The sequence below is a fragment of the Serratia sp. DFXYC6 genome (assembly GCF_057196085.1).
Window position 1 is genome coordinate 500,234 of record NZ_JBXUNV010000001.1, and the last position, 13,768, is coordinate 514,001.

At 58.9% G+C, this 13,768-nt stretch carries 14 protein-coding genes; 11 read left to right on the forward strand and 3 right to left on the reverse strand.

Annotated features, from left to right (window positions below):
- Positions 1-6: 6 nt before the first annotated feature.
- The 6 genes from nuoI to nuoN all read left to right on the forward strand — a co-directional run bounded on the left by nuoI (position 7) and on the right by nuoN (position 6,352).
- Entirely contained in the window at positions 7-549 is a 543-nt protein-coding gene (nuoI, locus tag AC2CGQ_RS02550; RefSeq protein ID WP_004936019.1) for an NADH-quinone oxidoreductase subunit NuoI, read from the forward strand.
- A gap of 13 nt (positions 550-562) precedes the next feature.
- Positions 563-1,120: an NADH-quinone oxidoreductase subunit J gene (gene nuoJ / locus AC2CGQ_RS02555; protein WP_004936018.1), complete on the forward strand. Its 558-nt coding sequence runs from the start codon at positions 563-565 to the stop codon at positions 1,118-1,120.
- Positions 1,117-1,419: an NADH-quinone oxidoreductase subunit NuoK gene (gene nuoK, locus AC2CGQ_RS02560; RefSeq protein WP_004936014.1), complete on the forward strand. Its 303-nt coding sequence runs from the start codon at positions 1,117-1,119 to the stop codon at positions 1,417-1,419. The genes nuoJ and nuoK overlap by 4 nt, the downstream gene beginning before the upstream one ends.
- The gene (gene nuoL, locus AC2CGQ_RS02565) at positions 1,416-3,263 is read left to right on the forward strand and encodes an NADH-quinone oxidoreductase subunit L (RefSeq protein WP_015378577.1); all 1,848 of its coding nucleotides are present in this window, start codon (positions 1,416-1,418) and stop codon (positions 3,261-3,263) included. The genes nuoK and nuoL overlap by 4 nt, the downstream gene beginning before the upstream one ends.
- Before the next feature lie 95 nt (positions 3,264-3,358).
- Positions 3,359-4,888: an NADH-quinone oxidoreductase subunit M gene (gene nuoM / locus AC2CGQ_RS02570; protein ID WP_004936002.1), complete on the forward strand. Its 1,530-nt coding sequence runs from the start codon at positions 3,359-3,361 to the stop codon at positions 4,886-4,888.
- Positions 4,889-4,894: 6 nt separating this feature from the next.
- Positions 4,895-6,352 carry an NADH-quinone oxidoreductase subunit NuoN gene (gene nuoN, locus AC2CGQ_RS02575; protein ID WP_004936000.1) on the forward strand — a complete coding sequence of 486 codons (1,458 nt, stop codon included), beginning with the start codon at positions 4,895-4,897 and terminating at the stop codon, positions 6,350-6,352.
- Between the two features lie 62 nt (positions 6,353-6,414).
- Here nuoN and AC2CGQ_RS02580 read toward each other — a convergent pair whose 3' ends face one another.
- From AC2CGQ_RS02580 to AC2CGQ_RS02590, 3 genes are all read right to left on the reverse strand, one after another.
- Positions 6,415-6,780: a helix-turn-helix domain-containing protein gene (locus AC2CGQ_RS02580; RefSeq protein WP_103085514.1), complete on the reverse strand. Its 366-nt coding sequence runs from the start codon at positions 6,778-6,780 to the stop codon at positions 6,415-6,417.
- Positions 6,781-6,798: 18 nt separating this feature from the next.
- Positions 6,799-7,059: a type II toxin-antitoxin system RelE family toxin gene (locus AC2CGQ_RS02585; RefSeq protein WP_085337386.1), complete on the reverse strand. Its 261-nt coding sequence runs from the start codon at positions 7,057-7,059 to the stop codon at positions 6,799-6,801.
- Between the two features lie 123 nt (positions 7,060-7,182).
- On the reverse strand, positions 7,183-8,055 hold the full coding sequence (locus tag AC2CGQ_RS02590) for a LysR family transcriptional regulator (protein WP_004935995.1): 873 nt from the start codon (positions 8,053-8,055) through the stop codon (positions 7,183-7,185).
- A gap of 347 nt (positions 8,056-8,402) precedes the next feature.
- On the opposite strand from AC2CGQ_RS02590, the gene AC2CGQ_RS02595 reads away from it, so the two are divergent.
- From AC2CGQ_RS02595 to AC2CGQ_RS02615, 5 genes are all read left to right on the forward strand, one after another.
- Entirely contained in the window at positions 8,403-10,232 is a 1,830-nt protein-coding gene (locus AC2CGQ_RS02595; RefSeq protein ID WP_015378575.1) for a thiamine pyrophosphate-binding protein, read from the forward strand.
- An 82-nt stretch (positions 10,233-10,314) separates the two neighbouring features.
- Complete coding sequence (locus AC2CGQ_RS02600) at positions 10,315-10,740, forward strand: cupin domain-containing protein (protein WP_004935988.1); 426 nt, start codon at positions 10,315-10,317, stop codon at positions 10,738-10,740.
- A gap of 43 nt (positions 10,741-10,783) precedes the next feature.
- On the forward strand, positions 10,784-11,647 hold the full coding sequence (locus tag AC2CGQ_RS02605; protein WP_049241827.1) for a DMT family transporter: 864 nt from the start codon (positions 10,784-10,786) through the stop codon (positions 11,645-11,647).
- 19 nt (positions 11,648-11,666) lie between these two features.
- Positions 11,667-12,203 carry a DUF2938 family protein gene (locus AC2CGQ_RS02610; protein WP_015378573.1) on the forward strand — a complete coding sequence of 179 codons (537 nt, stop codon included), beginning with the start codon at positions 11,667-11,669 and terminating at the stop codon, positions 12,201-12,203.
- A gap of 137 nt (positions 12,204-12,340) precedes the next feature.
- On the forward strand, positions 12,341-13,585 hold the full coding sequence (locus AC2CGQ_RS02615; RefSeq protein WP_015378572.1) for an MFS transporter: 1,245 nt from the start codon (positions 12,341-12,343) through the stop codon (positions 13,583-13,585).
- The last annotated feature ends 183 nt before the right edge of the window (positions 13,586-13,768 follow it).

Consider the following 13,768-nt stretch of genomic DNA (forward strand, 5'->3'; position numbering starts at 1 on the left):
TAAACCATGACATTGAAAGAGTTAGTGGTTGGTTTCGGCACCCAGATGCGCAGCATTTGGATGATTGGCATGCATGCCTTCGCCAAGCGCGAAACCCAGATGTATCCGGAAGAACCGGTGTACCTGCCGCCACGCTACCGCGGCCGCATCGTGCTGACGCGCGATCCGGACGGCGAAGAGCGCTGCGTCGCCTGTAACCTGTGTGCGGTTGCCTGCCCGGTCGGCTGTATCTCGCTGCAAAAGGCAGAACAGAAAGATGGCCGTTGGTATCCGGAGTTCTTCCGCATCAACTTCTCGCGCTGCATCTTCTGCGGCCTGTGCGAAGAGGCTTGCCCGACTACCGCTATCCAGCTGACGCCGGATTTCGAACTGGGCGAGTACAAGCGTCAGGATCTGGTGTACGAAAAAGAAGATCTGTTGATCTCGGGGCCGGGTAAATATCCGGAATATAACTTCTACCGGATGGCCGGTATGGCGATTGACGGCAAAGCCAAAGGCGAAGCCGAAAACGAAGCCAAACCGATCGACGTCAAAGGTCTGTTGCCCTAAGGAGCCAGCAAGCATGGAAATTGCATTTTATCTGGCAGGTTTGATTGCGGTGGCCGCGACGATTCGCGTGATCACCCATACCAACCCTGTGCATGCGCTGCTGTATCTGATCGTCTCGTTATTGGCGATCTCGGCAGTCTTCTTCTCTCTCGGCGCCTACTTTGCCGCCGCATTGGAAATCATCGTTTATGCGGGCGCCATCATGGTGCTGTTCGTGTTCGTGGTGATGATGCTGAACCTCGGCAACGTGCAGCAGCAAGAGCGCGACTGGATGAAACCGACGGTGTGGATCGGGCCTGGCCTGCTGTCACTGGCGCTGCTGGTGGTATTGATCGTTGCGATCCGCAGCGTATCCGATCAGGGCATCAGCGGTGAGATGGTCGACGCGAAGGCGGTGGGCATCAGCCTGTTCGGGCCTTACGTACTGGCGGTTGAGCTGGCTTCAATGCTGCTGTTGGCGGGGCTGGTTGTCGCCTTCCATATCGGCCGCGAGCACAAGCCTGGCGAGGTGCTGAGCAACGCGCCGGTGGGTGGCGAAATGGCGAGAAGAAAATCGGAGGAGCAAGCATGATCCCTCTTCAACACGGCCTGATCCTGGCGGCTATCCTGTTTGTGCTCGGGTTGACCGGGCTGCTGGTGCGCCGCAACCTGTTGTTTATGCTGATCAGCCTGGAAGTGATGATCAACGCTGCGGCGTTGGCGTTTATCGTGGCGGGAAGCTACTGGGGCCAGGCGGACGGGCAGGTGATGTACATCCTGGCGATCAGCCTGGCGGCAGCCGAGGCCAGTATCGGCCTGGCGCTGCTGCTGCAGCTCTACCGTCGTCGTCATACCCTGAATATTGATACTGTCAGTGAGATGCGCGGATGAACCTATTATATTTAACAATTCTGCTACCGCTGATCGGGTTCCTGCTGTTGGCATTTTCCCGCGGTCGCTGGTCTGAGAACACGGCGGCCACCGTCGGCGTGGGCTCTATCGGCCTGGCTGCGCTGGTCACGGTGTATGTGGCGATGGATTTCTTCGCCCAGAAAGCCGCCGGCGTGCAGCTGTTCGAGCAAAGCCTGTGGACCTGGATGGCCGTCGGCAACTTCAATATCGGCGTGACTCTGGTGCTGGACGGCCTGTCGCTGACCATGCTGTCGGTGGTCACCGGCGTCGGCTTCTTCATCCACATGTTCGCTTCCTGGTACATGCGCGGTGAAGAGGGCTATTCGCGCTTCTTCGCCTACACCAACCTGTTTATCGCCAGCATGGTGGTCTTGGTGCTGGCGGACAACCTGCTGCTGATGTATCTGGGTTGGGAAGGCGTGGGCCTGTGCAGCTACCTGTTGATCGGCTTCTACTACAAAGATCCGGCCAACGGCGCGGCGGCGATGAAAGCCTTTATCGTCACCCGCGTGGGCGACGTGTTCCTGGCGTTCGCGCTGTTCATCCTCTACAACGAGCTGGGCACGCTGAACATCCGCGAGCTGATGATCCTGGCGCCGCAGAAACTGGCGGTGGGCGATACGGCCATCACCTGGGCGACGCTGATGTTGCTGGGCGGCGCGGTCGGTAAATCGGCGCAGCTGCCGTTGCAAACCTGGCTGGCGGACGCGATGGCGGGCCCAACCCCGGTTTCTGCACTGATCCACGCGGCAACCATGGTGACCGCAGGCGTCTACCTGATCGCCCGCACGCACGGCCTGTTCCTGATGGCGCCGGAAGTGCTGCACCTGGTGGGCATCGTCGGTGCGGTCACTCTGCTGCTGGCCGGCTTCGCCGCGCTGGTGCAGACCGACATCAAGCGCGTGCTCGCTTACTCCACCATGAGCCAGATCGGTTACATGTTCCTGGCGCTGGGCGTGCAGGCATGGGACGCGGCGATCTTCCACCTGATGACTCACGCGTTCTTCAAGGCGCTGCTGTTCCTGTCGTCCGGTTCGGTGATCCTGGCCTGCCACCACGAGCAAAACATCTTCAAGATGGGCGGCCTGCGCAAGAGCATCCCGCTGGTGTACGTCTGCTTCCTGGTGGGTGGCGCGGCGCTGTCTGCGTTGCCGCTGGTCACGGCCGGCTTCTTCAGTAAGGACGAGATCCTGGCGGGCGCGATGGCCAACGGCCACATCAACCTGATGGTTGCCGGCCTGGTCGGTGCGTTCATGACCTCGCTGTACACCTTCCGTATGATTTTCATCGTGTTCCATGGCGAAGAGAAAATCAAAGCGCATGCCGGTAAAGGCATCACTCACCACCTGCCGCTGCTGGTTCTGCTGGTGCTGTCCACCTTCGTCGGCGCGATGATCGTGCCGCCGTTGCAGGGTGTGCTGCCGGAGACGACCGAACTGGCGCACGGCAGCGTGCTGACGCTTGAAATCACCTCCGGCGTGGTGGCTATCGTCGGCATTCTGCTGGCGGCCGCGCTGTGGCTGGGCAAACGCAGCCTGGTCAACAGCATTGCCAACAGCGCGCCGGGGCGTTTCTTCTCGACCTGGTGGTTCCATGCCTGGGGCTTCGACTGGCTGTATGACAAAGTGTTCGTCAAGCCGTACCTGGGCATTGCGAAGCTGCTGCAACGCGATCCGCTGAACTCGCTGATGAACCTGCCGGCCGTCTTCTCCCGCTGGGGGAACCGCGGTCTGACGGTGAGCGAGAACGGCCAGGTGCGTTGGTATATAGCGTCTATGGGTGTGGGTGCAGTGGTCGTATTGGCTCTGTTGATTCTGGTTTAATTGAATAATTTAAACAGACGCATTTTTCGGGCGTAGCGCCGGGCAGGCGCTACGTACAAAGTTTGAAATTATTCGTATAAGGGACACAAAACGCCATGCTATTACCTTGGCTAATTCTTATCCCCTTTATCGGCGGTCTGCTGTGCTGGCAGCTTGAGCGCTTCGGTACTAAGGTGCCGCGCTGGATAGCGCTGATCGCAATGGGGCTGACGTTGGCGCTCTCTCTGCAGCTGTGGATGCAGGGCGGCTATACATTGACCACGCCGAAAGGCATTCCGCAGTGGCAGAGCGAATTCCTGCTGCCGTGGATCCCGCGCTTCGGCATCTCCATCCACCTGGCGCTGGACGGTCTGTCACTGCTGATGGTGGTGTTGACCGGTCTGCTGGGCGTGCTGGCGATCCTCTGTTCCTGGCGTGAAATCCAGAAGTATCAGGGCTTCTTCCACCTTAACCTGCTGTGGATCCTGGGCGGCGTTATCGGCGTGTTCCTCGCCATCGACATGTTCCTGTTCTTCTTCTTCTGGGAAATGATGTTGGTGCCGATGTACTTCCTGATCGCGCTGTGGGGCCACAAGGCGTCGGACGGTAAAACCCGCATCACCGCGGCGACCAAGTTCTTCATCTACACCCAGGCCAGCGGTCTGGTGATGCTGATTGCGATCCTGGGCCTGGTGTTCGTGCACTACAACGCCACCGGCGTGTGGACCTTCGATTACGAAGACCTGCTGCAAACGCCGATGTCCCACAACGTGCAATATCTGCTGATGCTGGGCTTCTTCATCGCCTTCGCGGTGAAAATGCCGGTGGTGCCGCTGCACGGCTGGTTGCCGGATGCGCACAGCCAGGCGCCGACCGCAGGTTCCGTCGACCTGGCGGGCATCTTGCTGAAAACCGCGGCCTACGGCCTGCTGCGTTTCAGCCTGCCGCTGTTCCCTGAGGCTTCACACGAGTTCGCGCCAATCGCCATGTGGCTGGGCGTGGTCGGTATCTTCTACGGCGCCTGGATGGCGTTCGCGCAGACCGACATCAAGCGTCTTATCGCTTACACCTCGGTCTCGCACATGGGCTTCGTGCTGATCGCCATCTACACCGGCAGCCAGCTGGCTTACCAGGGCGCCGTGATCCAGATGATCGCGCACGGCCTGTCCGCCGCCGGTATGTTTATCATCTGCGGCCAGCTGTATGAGCGCCTGCACACCCGCGACATGCGTCAGATGGGCGGCCTGTGGGGGCGTATCAAGTTCATCCCTGCGCTGTCGCTGTTCTTCGCCGTGGCTACGCTGGGGATGCCGGGCACCGGTAACTTCGTCGGCGAATTCATGATTCTGTTCGGCAGCTACCAGGTGGTGCCGGTGATCACCGTGATCTCCACCTTCGGTCTGGTGTTCGCTTCGGTTTACTCGCTGATCATGATGCAGCGCGCTTACTACGGTGCGCCTAAGTCAGACCAGCCGCTGCAGGGCATGACCGCGCGCGAACTGTTCATCATTCTGCTGCTGGTGGTGTTGCTGGTTCTGCTGGGGGTTTACCCGCAGCCGATTCTGGATACTTCCAACGCGGCGATGAGCAACGTGCAACACTGGTTTGGTTCGTCAGTTTCAGCAATTTCAACAACAAGGCCGTAATTCGCCATGACAATAACTCCTCAACAACTGATCGCACTGCTGCCGCTGTTGATCGTCGGATTGACGGTGGTGGTTGTGATGCTAGGCATTGCGTGGCGACGCGACCACTTTATCAACGCCACCCTGACCGTGATCGGTCTCAACCTGGCGCTGCTTTCGCTGTACTTTGTCGGCCAGGCAGGCCCAATGGACGTCACCCCGCTGCTGCGGGTTGACGGCTACTCGATGTTCTACACCGGGCTGGTGCTGCTGGCGAGTCTGGCGACCTGCACCTTCGCCTATCCGTGGCTGGTCGGCTATCCGGATAACCGCGAAGAGTTCTACCTGCTGGTGCTGATCGCCGCCCTGGGCGGCATCCTGCTGGCGAGCGCCAACCATCTGGCTTCGCTGTTCATCGGTATCGAGCTGATCTCGCTGCCGCTGTTCGGCCTGGTGGGCTACGCCTATCGCCAGAAGCGCCCGCTGGAAGCCGCCATCAAGTACATGCTGCTGTCCGCCGCCGCGTCGTCGTTCCTGCTGTTCGGCATGGCGCTGCTGTATGCCGAGTCCGGCGATCTGTCGCTGGCCGGCCTCGGCAAGAGCCTGCAGGAAAACATGATGCACCAGCCGCTGATCCTGGCCGGTATGGGCATGATGATCGTCGGTCTGGGCTTCAAGCTGTCGCTGGTGCCGTTCCAACTGTGGACGCCGGACGTGTATCAGGGCGCGCCTGCGCCGGTCTCGACCTTCCTGGCGACCGCCAGCAAGATCGCGATCTTCGCGGTCGTGATGCGTCTGTTCCTGTATGCCCCGGCCGCCGACAACGAAGCGCTGCGCATGGTATTGTCGATCATCGCGTTCTGCTCCATCTTGTTCGGTAACCTGATGGCCATCAGCCAGACCAACATCAAGCGTCTGCTGGGCTACTCGTCGATCGCTCACCTGGGCTACCTGCTGGTGGCGCTGATTGCGGTGCAAACCCATCAGCTGTCGCTGGAAACCGCCGGCGTTTATCTGGCCGGTTACCTGTTCAGCAGCCTGGGCGCCTTCGGCGTGGTCAGCCTGATGTCCAGCCCATACCGCGGCCCGGATGCGGATTCGCTGTTCTCTTACCGTGGTCTGTTCTGGCACAAGCCAATCTTGTCCGCGGTGATGACGGTGATGATGCTGTCGCTGGCAGGTATCCCGATGACGCTGGGCTTTATCGGTAAGTTCTTCGTGATCGCGATGGGCGTCAGCGCACACCTGTGGTGGCTGACCGGCGCAGTCGTGGTAGGCAGCGCCATCGGTCTGTACTACTACCTGCGCGTGACCGTCAGCCTGTTCCTCAGCGCACCGGAATCGCTGCAGCGCGACACCCCGAACAACTGGGCGTTGACCGCCGGTGGCGTCGTGGTGCTGATCTCCGCCGCGCTGGTGCTGCTGTTGGGGGTTTATCCGCAGCCGCTGATTTCGCTGGTGCAGATGGCGCAGCCGACGTTCTGATAACGCTTCAGACAGTAAAAAGGTCGCTTCGGCGGCCTTTTTTTTATCGGCGGGAAAAGGGCTTACAAGATCATTTGTGCGGGTTGGCAGCGATAGAGTGCAGCCAGCTTTTCCCGGGTTTTCTTTTGTGGTTTTGAGTGCGGCGCTTCCCATTGGGAAACGGCAGATTGTGTTGTGCCCAATTTCTCCGCCACATCGTATTGTGAGAGGCCACGGAAAATCCGCCAGGCGGCAATCAAGCTGACGTCTTGATTCAGCATGATGGAAACGACTTCATGAGGTACGGTTTCATCATCATGCTCATCGGCGCGATAGGGAATAGACTCGTCGTCATTTCGCTGGCTCACCAGCTTTTTGTATTCATCAAGCGGTAAAACCACATAGAGCGGTTTGCCTGAGTCATCATGGATATACTGCAGCTTCGCCATTCGGCATACCTCTGACTTTCAATAAGTTGTCGATGTTCTGCGTTTTACCTGCTGAATCAGACACACAATAGGTTCTTCATCGACGATCTCAAAAATGATGCGGTAGTTTCCTACGCGCAGGCGGTACTGGTTATCAGCATCGTGCAGTTTTTTAATGTCCAGTCGGACCGCAGGGAAAGCGCCTAATTCTTCAACCTTTGCCGCAATGGCCAACCGGTTCTGAGCAGGCAGCGTCATCAATTGTTTAAGTGCTTTGCGTGACCAGCTAATCTTTGCCATGGTTCCCTCGGGCCGAACGCACGTCCTGTGCGATGATTAGATAATAAGCTTTATATCTTATTATCTCAACCTTGCCGAAGAAAGAGGCGTGATGCTTAGCGCTACCTTTTCATGCGCCGGCACTCAGCCGTAATGGGCGCTAAACGACGTTTCCAGCGCCTGCACTACCGCGCGCACGCGGGCGGCGCGTTGCAAATCGGGATGCAGCACCAGCCAGATATCCACCCAGTCTTTGTTCTCCGGGAACAGACGCACCAGTTCCGGGTCTTTGTCCGCCAAAAAAGCGGAGAGCAGGCCGATGCCCAGCCCGCTGCGGGTGGCGGAACGCAGCAGCAGCTGCGAATTGCATTGCAGCACGACGTTGGGCTCGTGCAGGGCCTCGCCGCAGAAATTGTTCCAGTGGCGCGGCACCAGCTCGCGCGGGAACATCAGCAGATCGTGGCCGCGCAACTGTTCGCCCTTGACCGGCATGCCGCGCCGCGCCAAATAGTGCTGAGTGGCATACAGGCCCATTTCGATGGTGGCTAACCGTTTGATGATCAGCTCATCGTCATCGGGACGGGCGCCGCGGATCGCCAGATCTGCGCCGTGGTAAGAAATATCGGCGATGTTGACCGCCGTCAGCAGCGTGACGGTGATGGCCGGATAGCGTTCCCGCAGATCTTGCAGCGCAGGCATCACGAAGGCTTCGGCCAGGGTATCGGTGGTGGCGATGCGCACGTTGCCGCACAGGCTTTCGTCACCGCTGGCGGCTTTACGGTTGATCGCCTGCACCGCATTTTCCATCTTCATCACGTCCGCCAGCATTTCCTCCCCCAGCGGGCTGAGGGCGAAGGATTTCGGCGTGCGGATAAACAGCTTGGAGCCGAGCGCATCTTCGAAAGCGGAGAGCCGTCGGCCGACGGTCGCCTGATCGACATGCAGCTGGCTGGCGGCTTTGCGTAGCGTGCCGCAGCGCGCAACGGCGAGAAAAAATCGGGCGTCGTCCCAGTTCATTGCACACCTCCTCTGTACAGACTGGCGGGAGGGGGAAGGAAGCGGTGTGATGCGGTGTTTATTCTGGTGTGGAGACCGAAAAAAATGCTTCGTATCATCATTATTTATAATGTTTCAGGATATGTATAAATGCATCACCGTGAAGCGGTTTTGCACCTTTATTTTTGTCTGGTAATGCTTATTCTTATCGGCGCTTATGCTGCGACCCGACGCACATTTTACACCAAGGCCACCCTAATGCATAAGCAATACGAATAAGAGCCGGTTCCCGTTATTTCTGGGCGACCGCCAAGTGGGATCGACTCTGAATCAAGTTAGCTCACGATGATATGACTGGATATAAAAAAATGGAGTCTCACGCAGAGATGCTGTGCCCCCCCGTTGCGTTGGCGACGGAGGACGGAGTCAGAGTTACCGTGGCGCCAGGCGCCGAGAAGATGGAACGCAACAACGCCGATGTCATTATTCAAGGCCTTGCAGCGCGCGGCATTCAACATATCTTTTTGGTCCCTGGCAAACTGGTTTATCCGTTAATCACTTCTATTGACCGTTCCGAGATTGTCGGCATCGTCGGTGCCCATGAAACCGCATGCGGATTTATGGCCGATGGCTATGCCCGCGCCAGCCGAAAGTTTGGCGTCTGTTTGGGCATTTCAGGCCCCGGCACCATGAATTTCCTGCCGGCGATGGCCGCCGCGCAAGCCGATAAGATCCCCGTGCTGTACCTGGCCGGCAGCATCGCCACCTATCATGAGGCGCAGGGCGCTTTTCAGGACGGCAGCAACAGCGGCATCGATGAGCTGACCATCGTCAAACCGTTGCTTTGCGCCGCGATAGAAACGAAAAACAACCTGACCTTGCAGCATGAGCTGCGCCGCAGCCTCTCCAGCCTGAACCCACAGCGGAAAGGGCGCGCCTATCTGAGCGTGCCGGTCGACATGCAGAAGAAAACCGCGTTCGGCGATCGTCGCGACCAGCCTGAGCGAGTGCCGCAGCACCGTGAAGCGGCCGTGGATGTGCAAGCGGTGGAACAGCTGCTGCATGATTATCTGCTGCGCGGCCTCAACGTCGCCTGCCTGGTAGGCAACCGGATGAACAATCCACAGGATGCCGCGCTGTTGTTGCGGGTAGCGGAAAAATACCGCTTGCCTGTCGCCACGACGTTGTCCGGCAAGGGCGCGTTTCCCGAAGGGCACGCCCTGGCATTAGGGGTCTACGGTTTTGCCGGCCATGCCCGCGCGGTAGAAACCCTCAACGGTGAAGGCGTTGACGTGCTGCTGGTGCTGGGCTGCGATCTCAGCCAGCGCGACAGTCTGAACTGGAACCCGAGACTGCACGGCAATAAAACGCTGGTGGCGATCGACGAAGACTTCGACAAAGTGAGCTCGCATTACCAGCCGGATCTGCAGATATTTTCCAGCCTGAGCGGTACGTTGCACTGTTTGTTGGCCGCGGTTGGCGATGAGGACGCGCGGCTTGGCGACGCGGCTCACCTGCGTGACGCCTGGTTGGAAGGGGTTCGCGCACTGCCGCTGGAACAGCCGCAGCCGACGTTGCAGGCGCGCATCGCCCAGGGCGAAAGCCGGCTGTATCCCGGCGATGCGATTAAACACATTCGCAGCCGCATGAATCCGGATACCAACGTCGTGGTCGATTCGGGCGCACACCGCATTTTCATGGCGCATCACTGGCTGGCGGCCGGGCGGGGGGATTATCACACCTCCAGCTCCCTGGCGCCGATGGGGTGGGCCATTTGCGCGGGCATCGGCATCAAGCTGGCGGCACCGCAGCGGGATTGCCTCGTGGTGACCGGCGACGGTTGCATGCTGATGCACGGCATCGAAATTCAGACCGCCGCGCGTTATGGCGTGAAGGTGGTGTTCGTGGTGATGAACAACAGCGCGCACGGCGCCATGCACATCGACACGCTGCAAAATCGCGGCATTTCCGCCGACTATACCGCCTTGCCCAACCATGACTGGAAAGCGTTTGCCAACAGCCTGGGGGTCGCCTCCGCGAAGGCGGAGACGCTGGAGGATCTGGACGAGGCCCTCGGCGCCGCAGCGAAACATCCGGGGCCGTACCTCATCGAAGTGATGGTGGGCAACTTTGCGGCGCCTAACCGCTACTACGCCGAGAGCATCGCAGAATACGAGCAGCGCATCAAAGGACTGTAGCACAACGCTGTTTTTTCAACTCGCCAGGTTCACCGCGCGCGGCGCCTGGCATTTTTACTCGCGGCAGTCAGGGAGCGATAAGATGGTTAAGTGGGGCATTTTGGCATTGTTGGCAGTATTTCAGGGGCCGGTTCAGGCTGCCGAGGGGCATGGCGAAGGCATCGTCAAAACGACGTTGCTCAAGACCGACAGCGCATGGGAGGGCTCGGCATATCGTCAGTATCCCGCAGGCGCGCCGCAGATCACCATGCTGAAGGTGACGGTAGAGCCGAACAAGGTACTGGCCTGGCATACGCATCCTTGCATCAGCGCAGTGTACATGAGCGGCGGCAGCGTTTCGCTCACCGTCAGGAAAACCGGTGAACGCCGCACGTTCCGGCAGGGGGATTCGTTTACCGATACCGTGGATATCGTGCATCAGGGCGTTTCCGGCGAGCAAGGTGCAGAAATGCTGGTGTTCTTCGCTTGCGCGGACGATAAACCGTTGACGGTGAAAGCCGCCGGGTAGTGTTGATACGGCCCTGTCCAAAGGCCGTTAATAAGAGAAGATCATGGTAGCTTTGTGGATGGTCGTCGCCAGCGGATTCTTTGCGCTGATGGGTGCTTGCATCAAGTTGGCGTCGACGACGGTCGGATTTTTCGACATCATTTTTTATCGTTCTCTCATCAATGTGCTGATCGTCGCGGCGCTGATCAAGATCCAGCGCCTCGGTTTTCGCACCCGTCATCTCGGATTGCATATGAAGCGGGCGGCGATAGGCAATGCGGCGATGTACTGCGGTTTTTATTCGCTGATACATCTGCCGATCGCCACCGCCACCACGTTGGGTTATACCAACCCCCTCTTTCAGTCGGCGATCGCGTTCATCACGACCCGAGGGCAGCTGACCGGTCGGCTGTTGTTTTCCGTGCTGTTGGGCTTTGCCGGCATTTTGGTCTTGCTGCGCCCCGACGCCCCCAACGGGGAGTACGTTGCCACGCTGGTCGGGCTGGCGGCCGGTTTGTTAACCGCGCTGGCTTACTTTAACGTCGGCAAGCTGGTGCGACGCGGTGAGCCGGAACTGCGCGTGGTGTTCTATTTCTCGCTGGTGGGAACGCTGGTTGGCGGCCTGATGACTGCGTTGCTGGGCTTTTCCTTGCTGGACGGCGCAATGCTGCTGTGCGTCTGCGCCATTGGCGTCTTCGGCAGTCTGGGGCAGATCGCCATGACTCGCGCCTACGGGGGTGGCAATGCGGTGATTGTCAGCATTCTCTCTTACAGCACCATTATTTTCTCTACGCTGCTTGGCTATCTGATATTTGGCGAGCGGCTGTCTTATATCGCCGCCGCCGGTATGGCGCTGATCGTGTTGTCCGGCGCGTTGGCGGTGCGCAAGCGTGCTTCGGCCAAGTCCGAGCAGGCGGCGGTGGCATAACGTGATAAGGAACGAAACAATGAACATGCGTCCGGTTGGCGCCATGGCGATGGCGGTCTTGTTTGGCATAGTGGCGACGCTGACGATGGATGGGGTGAACAGTGTCGCCTCCAGCGTCGGTCTCATCGGCAAGCTCAACCTGGCCTTCATCGGCAAACTGATGAATCAATGGCTGCAGGGGCAATTTTGGTTTTTGCGGCCTGGCGACATTCCCGATGTGCCAGAGGCTCTGATGATGGGCTACGGCGCGCACTATTTTGCCGGCATTAGCCTGGCGATCCCGTTCTATTGCCTGATCTGCCCGCGCGTTAAGTCGGGGGGCGGCCTGCTCGTTGGGGCGCTGACGTATGGCCTGGCCTGTTCGCTGATCTCGCTGTGCTTCATTTATCCCTCGGTGGGGTTGGGGCTTTGGGGAATGGCCGGCAAAAATCCGGCTTTGCTGATCGCCAGCCTGGCCAACCATGCAGTGTATGGCGTGGCATTGGGCGGTTGCGCCATCGCTTGGCGGCATCGCATGCTGCAGAAATGCATGCCTGACGCTGCGATGCTGCATTAATGAATCACGATGATGCATTCTTGGCTATTTTGGGCGTGATAGCCCAACGCTATGATAAGCGCGCTTCCTGAAGCCGCGTGGCATGCGGGAAGACGCATTTATTTAGGGCGAATGCCTGATCGATTCGGGAGTTGAACATGTCAGAAAGTATCGCCGTTGAAGAAACGGCTAAAGCGAAGGCGGGTACATCGCATTTCGCTATCTTGCTGTTTCTGGCGTTGGCATTGATGTCAGCGCTGTTGAACAGCAGCGCGCCGACGCCACTTTATCCGCTTTATCAACATGAGCTGGCGTTGAGCTCGGTCAGCCTGACGATCATCTACGGCGCTTATGCCGCCGGCGTGCTGATTTCGCTGTTCGGCGTAGGCAATATGGCGGGGAAAGTAAAAGACCTGCGCAGCATGATCGTGCCGGCGCTGTTGGTGGTGTTGCTTGGCGCGCTGCTGTTTTCGGTGGCGTCGTCGTTCTTCATGATGTTTATGGCACGGCTGCTGGCCGGCGTCGGCACCGGCGCCCTGACCGGTGCGGCGAATATCGCGTTGGTGCGTTTCGGGCCGCAGGACGGCGGAAAAAATGCGGCGTTGATCGCGACGCTGTCCTTTACCACCGGATTGGCCCTGGGCCCGATCTTTAGCGGCGTCGCACTGCAAACCGGTTTTCATACCACGTCATTGCCGTTCATCATCATCATGGCCATTGCCGCCGTCGCCGCACTGGGCGTGATGCTGCGCTGGCCGCGAGAGGCGGTGACGGCGCAGGCCGATAGCGCAGCGGCGGATAACGCGCCGGTGGCGAAAAGCTCTCTGGCGGATGGCCTGCGCGCGACCGGCGGTAAATTCTTCCTGTGCGCCGGGGCATTGTTCATTTGTTGGGCGGTTGCCGCCAGCATTCTGGCGATAGGGCCGAGCGTCGCCGAAAAACTGTTGGATATGCAGAGCCGTGGCGTCTTTGGCTATGTGGTCGCCGTCTATCTGGTGATTGCCGGCATCAGCCAGATTTTGAGTCGTCGCATCAACGCCCGCCATTCGCTGATGTTCGGCTGCCTGGCTCAGGCTTTGTCGGTCGGGGTGTTCGCCGTGGCGATTCAGATCCATTCGCTGGCGCTGGCCGCCGCAGGCATGGTGATCGCCGGTTACGCCTATGGCGCGATCTTCGTCGGCAGCGCCACGCTGGTGAATCTGATTTCACCGAAAGCCAGCCATGCGCGTTTGATCTCCCTGTTTTACGTGATCGCGTATATCGCTAACTGGGTGCCGATCCTGTTGGGCGTTGTGATCGACCACGCCGATTTGCATTTGGCGACCCACTTGTTATTCCTGAGCAGCGCCGTGATTTGTTTGATGTTGAGCGTCATGGTAACGCGTGCGGGCTTCCCACGCTGAAACCGGCGTTCGGGAGGGGGGCGACAGGCGTCGCATGTAGGCATTTCATTTGAGATCGTGATTTCCCTGGTGTTGTGTTATTCCAGCGTGCTCGTCACGCTGGCTTTTTTTTGTGATAAACATTGCTTTTTTGATATTTCCATTTCTTTGTTTGCATTTTTATTGTGATTTTAATCACGAAAA

Bases quoted from the DNA above. Each gene is read 5' to 3' on its own strand.
- AC2CGQ_RS02580 (WP_103085514.1), bottom strand. From the start codon at position 6,780: ATGGCGAAGCTGCAGTATATCCATGATGACTCAGGCAAACCGCTCTAT.
- AC2CGQ_RS02590 (WP_004935995.1), bottom strand. From the start codon at position 8,055: ATGAACTGGGACGACGCCCGATTTTTTCTCGCCGTTGCGCGCTGCGGC.
- nuoI (WP_004936019.1), top strand. From the start codon at position 7: ATGACATTGAAAGAGTTAGTGGTTGGTTTCGGCACCCAGATGCGCAGC.
- AC2CGQ_RS02585 (WP_085337386.1), bottom strand. From the start codon at position 7,059: ATGGCAAAGATTAGCTGGTCACGCAAAGCACTTAAACAATTGATGACG.
- AC2CGQ_RS02615 (WP_015378572.1), top strand. From the start codon at position 12,341: ATGTCAGAAAGTATCGCCGTTGAAGAAACGGCTAAAGCGAAGGCGGGT.
- nuoN (WP_004936000.1), top strand. From the start codon at position 4,895: ATGACAATAACTCCTCAACAACTGATCGCACTGCTGCCGCTGTTGATC.
- nuoL (WP_015378577.1), top strand. From the start codon at position 1,416: ATGAACCTATTATATTTAACAATTCTGCTACCGCTGATCGGGTTCCTG.
- nuoK (WP_004936014.1), top strand. From the start codon at position 1,117: ATGATCCCTCTTCAACACGGCCTGATCCTGGCGGCTATCCTGTTTGTG.
- AC2CGQ_RS02610 (WP_015378573.1), top strand. From the start codon at position 11,667: ATGAACATGCGTCCGGTTGGCGCCATGGCGATGGCGGTCTTGTTTGGC.
- AC2CGQ_RS02605 (WP_049241827.1), top strand. From the start codon at position 10,784: ATGGTAGCTTTGTGGATGGTCGTCGCCAGCGGATTCTTTGCGCTGATG.
- nuoJ (WP_004936018.1), top strand. From the start codon at position 563: ATGGAAATTGCATTTTATCTGGCAGGTTTGATTGCGGTGGCCGCGACG.
- AC2CGQ_RS02600 (WP_004935988.1), top strand. From the start codon at position 10,315: ATGGTTAAGTGGGGCATTTTGGCATTGTTGGCAGTATTTCAGGGGCCG.
- AC2CGQ_RS02595 (WP_015378575.1), top strand. From the start codon at position 8,403: ATGGAGTCTCACGCAGAGATGCTGTGCCCCCCCGTTGCGTTGGCGACG.
- nuoM (WP_004936002.1), top strand. From the start codon at position 3,359: ATGCTATTACCTTGGCTAATTCTTATCCCCTTTATCGGCGGTCTGCTG.